This window comes from Streptomyces sp. NPDC031340 (assembly GCF_055569945.1).
This window is the reverse complement of the sequence record NZ_JBVIIE010000116.1, coordinates 1-5932: the sequence shown is the minus strand read 5'-3', so window position 1 is coordinate 5932 and position 5932 is coordinate 1. Positions and strand designations below refer to the sequence as shown.

The following is a 5932-nucleotide window of genomic DNA, read 5'->3' as shown; positions in this document are numbered from 1 at the left end:
CGGCGTCATCGTGGTTTGCCGGCGGTGTCGTTGGCGTGGGGGCAGTGGGCCGAGTCCAGCGGTATGACCGGCACCCTCGACACCACCGACCTCGCCCGCATGGCACGGAGCGGGATGCGGCCTCTCTCCGCCGAAGAAGGGCTCACCCTCCTCGACGACACCGCCCGCTACGACGAGGCAGTGCTCGCCCCTGTCCGGTTCGACCCGGCCGCACTGCGCGGACAGGCCGACGCCGGACGGCTCCCCGCCGTCCTCAGAGGACTCGTCCGTGCCACCGGACGACGGGCCGCCGACCAGGACCCGGCCGTCGGCGCACCGGCGGCCCTCGCCGCCTGCCTCGCCTCGCTGGCTCCCACGGAACGGGCCCAGACCCTGCTCGACCTGACGCGAACCCACGTGGCCGCCGTACTGGCCCACCCCGACCCGGCCGCCCTCGACATCGACCGCGGCTTCCTCGAACTCGGCTTCGACTCGCTGACCGCTGTCGAACTGCGCAACCGACTCAACACCGTCACCGGACTTCGCCTGCCCACCTCGCTGATCTTCGACTACCCGACTCCGGCCGCACTCGCGGCCCACCTGGCCGCCGAGATCCACCCCGACAGCGCGGCCGCCGAGACCGCCGTCCTCACCGCCATGAACGAATGGGAGGCCGCGGCTGTCGCCCTGCCTGTCGGCAGCGACGGCCGCGAGCGCGCCGTCAACCGGCTCCGCTCCCTCCTCTGGAAGCTCGAACAGCTCGACGACCAGCTCGACCAGAGCAACAGCAAGGCCGACGGCGACGGCGGGGCGGCCGAGCCCGGCGGCGAGCCCGAGCTCAGCACCGCCACCGACGACGAGATGTTCGCCCTGATCGAGAAAGAGCTCGGCCTCAACTGACCGCCCGCACACGGCAGTAGGCCGGAGGCGTCGTACGCCGCCTCCGGTATCCGTCCCCTGCCCACCGCCCAGGACCCGCAGCCCCGCAAGCTCCCGGAGGCACCGCTCAGATGGCCACCAGCAACGAGGAAAAGCTCCGCGACTACCTCAAGCTCGTCACCGCGGACCTCCAGCAGACACGCAGGCGTCTGCAGGCCGTCGAGGCCCGGGAGCAGGAGCCGATCGCCATCGTCGGCATGGCCTGCCGCTACCCCGGCGGCGTCACCTCCCCGGAAGGACTGTGGGAACTGGTCATCGAGGGCCGTGACGCCATCGGCGCCTTCCCCGACGACCGCGGCTGGGACCTGGACGCGCTCTACGACCCCGACCCCGACGCCCCCGGCCGCAGCTACGTCCGCGAAGGCGGATTCGTCCACGACGCCGCCGGCTTCGACGCCGCCTTCTTCGGCATCCCCCCGCGCGAGGCCCTCGCCATGGACCCGCAGCAGCGGCTCTTCCTGGAAACCTCCTGGGAGGTCCTGGAACGCGCCGGCCTCGACCCGGCCACCCTCAAGGGCAGCAGGACCGGTGTTTTCGTCGGCGCCGGCAACCCCGGTTATCTCGGCGGCGGCACCGGCACCCCGCCCCCGGAGATCGAGGGTTACACCCTCACCGGCAACGTCAACAGTGTCATCTCCGGCCGTGTCGCCTACACCTTCGGTCTCGAAGGCCCGGCCGTCACCGTCGACACCGCCTGCTCCTCCTCCCTCGTCGCCCTCCACCAGGCCGCACAGGCACTGCGCGCCGACGAATGCGCCCTGGCCATCGCCGGCGGCGTCACCGTCATGCCGAACCCCTGGCTCTTCCAGGAGTTCAGCCGCCAGCGCGGCCTCGCCAAGGACGGCCGCTGCAAGGCGTTCTCGGCCGCCGCGGACGGCACCGTCTGGGGCGAGGGCGTGGGTGTGCTGCTCCTGGAGCGCCTCTCGGACGCCCGGCGCAACGGTCACCGGGTGCTCGCGGTCGTACGGGGTTCCGCCGTCAACCAGGACGGCGCCAGCAGCGGCCTGACCGCCCCGAACGGGCCTTCCCAGCAGCGGGTGATCCGGCAGGCGCTCACCTCGGCACGGCTGACCCCTGCCGACGTGGACGCGGTCGAGGCGCACGGCACCGGCACGGCGCTGGGCGATCCGATCGAGGCGCAGGCCCTGCTCGCGACCTACGGGCGGGAACGCGCCGAGGACCGGCCGCTGTGGCTGGGCTCCATCAAGTCGAACATCGGCCACACCGCGGCTGCCGCGGGTGTGGCGGGTGTGATCAAGATGGTGATGGCGATGCGGCGGGGTGTGTTGCCGCGGACGTTGCATGTGGAGGAGCCGTCGTCGCATGTGGACTGGTCGGCGGGTGGGGTGGAGCTGCTGCGGGAGGCGGTGCCGTGGCCGGGGGTGGGGCGTCCGCGGCGGGCGGGTGTGTCGTCGTTCGGGATCAGTGGGACGAACGCGCATGTGATTGTGGAGGCGGTCCCGGAGGAGTCTCCTGCGGTGGTGGCGGCGCCGGTTGCGGGTGGCTTGGTGCCGTGGGTGGTGTCGGGGCGTTCGGAGGCGGCGTTGCGTGCGCGGGCGGAGGGGCTGCGGGCGCTGGTGGGGGTTTCGCCGGTGGATGTGGGGGCTGCTTTGGTGCGGTCGAGGGCTGCGCTGGAGCGTCGGGCGGTGGTGCTGGCGTCGGATGCCGGGGGGTTCGAGGCTGGTCTGCGGTCTCTTGCTCAGGGTGTGCCGGTGGCGGGTGTGGTCGAGGGTGTGGTGCGTGCGGGTCGGGTGGCGTTGTTGTTCTCGGGGCAGGGTGCGCAGCGGGCGGGGATGGGGCGGGAGTTGTATGAGGCGCAGCCGGTGTTCGCGGCGGTGTTCGATGAGGTGTGCGGGTGTTTCGGTCTCCCCTTGAAGGAGGCCGTGTTCGGCGACGGCGGCGGTGGTGGTGGGGGTGTGGATCGGACGGAGGTGACGCAGCCGGCGTTGTTCGCGGTGGAGGTGGCGTTGTTCCGGCTGGTGGAGTCTTTCGGGATCCGTGCGGATTTTGTGGCGGGGCATTCGGTGGGGGAGATCGCCGCCGCGCATGTGGCGGGGGTGTTGGATCTGGCGGATGCGTGCCGTCTGGTGGAGGCGCGGGGCCGGCTGATGGGTGGGCTGCCGGAGGGCGGTGCGATGGTCTCCGTCCGCGCCACCGAGGAGGAGGTGCGGGCCCTGCTCACGGCGGGTGTGGATGTCGCGGCGGTGAACGGTCCGGAGTCGGTGGTGGTCTCCGGGCTGGAGGCGGAAGTCCTGCGGATCGCGGAGGAGCTGGCCTCCAGGGGCCGTAAGTGCAGGCGGTTGCGGGTGTCGCACGCGTTCCATTCCCCGTTGGTGGAGCCGATGTTGGAGGCGTTTCGTGAGGTGGCGGGGTCGCTGACGTATCGGGCTCCTTCTATGGGGGTGGTGTCGAATGTGACCGGGGAGCGGGTGGAGGAGTTCTCGGCTGCGTATTGGGTGGAGCATGTGCGGGCGGCGGTGCGTTTCGGTGACGGGGTCCGTCATCTGGCGGGGCAGGGTGTGACGCATTTCCTCGAGCTGGGTCCGCAGAGTGTGCTGGCGGCGATGGCGCGGGAGAGCCTGGGTGACGACTTCGACGGGTTGTTGACCTGTGTGCTGCGCAAGGGCCGTGCGGAGCCGGAGGCGTTCGTGACGGCGTTGGCGGAGGCGTGGACGCGTGGTCTGCCCGTGGAATGGGACCGCCTCTTCCCGGCCACCGGTACCCGGCATGTCGACCTTCCCACTTACCCCTTTCAGCACCAGCGCTACTGGCTCACCCCCGAACTGGCCGCGCCCCGGGACGAGATCGAGGAGCAGTTCTGGCAGGCCGTCGACCACGACGACGTGGACGCCCTGCTCAGCACTCTGGAGATCGACGCGAAGACACCGCTGCGCGAAGCACTGCCGCAGATGGCGTCCTGGCTGCGCAGGCGCCGCGCGCCCGAGACCCGGCAGGCCCTCGCCGCCCTGCAGTCCACGGCAGATCCGGCCGAACTTGAAGCCGCAGTAGCGGCGCTGCGCGAAAAGCTCGGCGCGCAGCCCGAGGCCGAGCAGCACCGCACCGTGCTCGAACTGGTGCGAGCCCACGCCGCCGCGGTCCTCGGCCATGACGGGCCCGGCGCCATCGACCCCGAACGGGCCTTCAGAGAGCTGGGGTTCGATTCCCTGGCCGCTGTCAACCTGCGCAACCGTCTCAACACCGCGACCGGACTGCGGCTGCCCGCCGCCTTCGCCTTCGACCACCCGACCCCGACCGCCGTCGCGGAGTTCATCCGCGCCGAGGTGCTCGGCGAGAACACCGCCGCGCGCACCGTCACAGCAGCCGGCACGGCATACGACGAGCCGATCGCCATCGTCGGCATGGCCTGCCGCTACCCCGGCGGCGTCACCTCGCCCGAGGACCTGTGGCGGCTCGTCGACAGCGGCGCCGACGTCATCTCCGGCTTCCCCACCGACCGTGGCTGGGACCTGGAGGCGCTCTACCACCCGGACCCGGACCACCCGGGAACCACGTACGTCCGCGAAGGCGGATTCCTCCACGACGCGGCAGAGTTCGACCCGGCGTTCTTCGGTATCTCGCCCCGCGAGGCGCTCGCCATGGACCCGCAGCAGCGCCTCGTCCTGGAGACCTCCTGGGAGGTCTTCGAACGTGCCGGCATCGATCCGACCGGGATCCGCAAGGCCCCCATCGGTGTCTTCGCCGGCGCCACTCAGCCCGGCTACTTCGGCGGCCTGCAGCAGATGGGCGGCGAAGGCGTCGAGGGCTATTCCCTCACCGGCAACCTCACCAGCGTCATATCCGGCCGCATCGCCTACACCCTGGGCCTGGAGGGCCCGGCCCTCACCGTCGACACCGCCTGCTCCTCCTCGCTGGTCGCCCTGCACCTCGCCGCGCAGGCCCTGCGCCAGGGCGAGTGCACGCTCGCCCTGGCCGCCGGCGTCACGGTGATGCCGACCCCCGACCTGTTCGTCGAGTTCAGCCGCCAGCGCGGCCTCGCCAAGGACGGCCGCTGCAAGGCGTTCTCGGCCGCCGCGGACGGCACCGCTTGGTCGGAGGGCGTGGGTGTGCTGCTCCTGGAGCGCCTGTCGGACGCCCGGCGCAACGGTCACCGGGTGCTCGCAGTTGTACGGGGTTCCGCCGTCAACCAGGACGGCGCCTCCAACGGCCTCATGGCTCCCAACGGTCCATCTCAGCAACGGGTGATTCGGCAGACCCTGGCCAATGCCCGTCTCAGCCCCGCCGACGTGGACGCGGTCGAGGCTCACGGCACCGGCACGGCGCTTGGTGATCCGATCGAGGCGCAGGCCCTGCTCGCGACCTACGGGCAGGAGCGCGCCGAGGACCGGCCGCTGTGGCTCGGGTCGGTCAAGTCGAACATCGGCCACACCTCCGCGGCGGCGGGTGTGGCGGGTGTGATCAAGATGGTGATGGCGATGCGGCGGGGTGTGTTGCCGCGGACGTTGCATGTGGAGGAGCGGTCGCCGCATGTGGACTGGTCGGCGGGGGCGGTGGAACTGCTGACGGAAGCGGTGCCGTGGCCGCGGACCGAGCGTCCGCGCCGCGCTGGGATCTCCTCCTTCGGAGTCAGCGGGACGAACGCCCACGTCATCGTGGAGGAGGCCCCGGAGGAGCCGTCGGCGGCACGGGACGACGACTCACCGGGTGAGGTCTCCGGTGTGGTGCCGTGGGTGGTGTCGGGGCGTTCGGAGGCGGCGTTGCGTGCGCGGGCGGAGGGGCTGCGGGCGCTCACGGCGGCTTCGCCGGTGGATGTGGGGGCTGCTTTGGTGCGGTCGAGGGCTGTGCTGGAGCAGCGGGCGGTGGTGCTGGCCTCCGACATCGAGGGGTACGAGGCCGGCTTGGACGCGCTGGCCACAGGCGTGCCGGGGGCTGGTGTGGTCCGCGGTTCGGTGGTGTCCGGTGGTCGGGTGGCGTTGTTGTTCTCGGGGCAGGGTGCGCAGCGGGCGGGGATGGGGCGGGAGTTGTATGAGGCGCAGCCGGTGTTCGCGGCGGCGTT

At 71.7% G+C, this 5932-nt stretch carries 2 protein-coding genes; both read left to right on the top strand.

The window, feature by feature from the left end; genetic code table 11:
- Window positions 1–879: acyl carrier protein (locus ACZ5GT_RS40535; protein WP_469036911.1), on the top strand; the 879-nt coding region annotated here is incomplete at its 5' end.
- Window positions 880–989: 110 nt separating this feature from the next.
- Window positions 990–5932: beta-ketoacyl synthase N-terminal-like domain-containing protein (locus tag ACZ5GT_RS40530; RefSeq protein WP_469036909.1), on the top strand; the 4943-nt coding region annotated here is incomplete at its 3' end.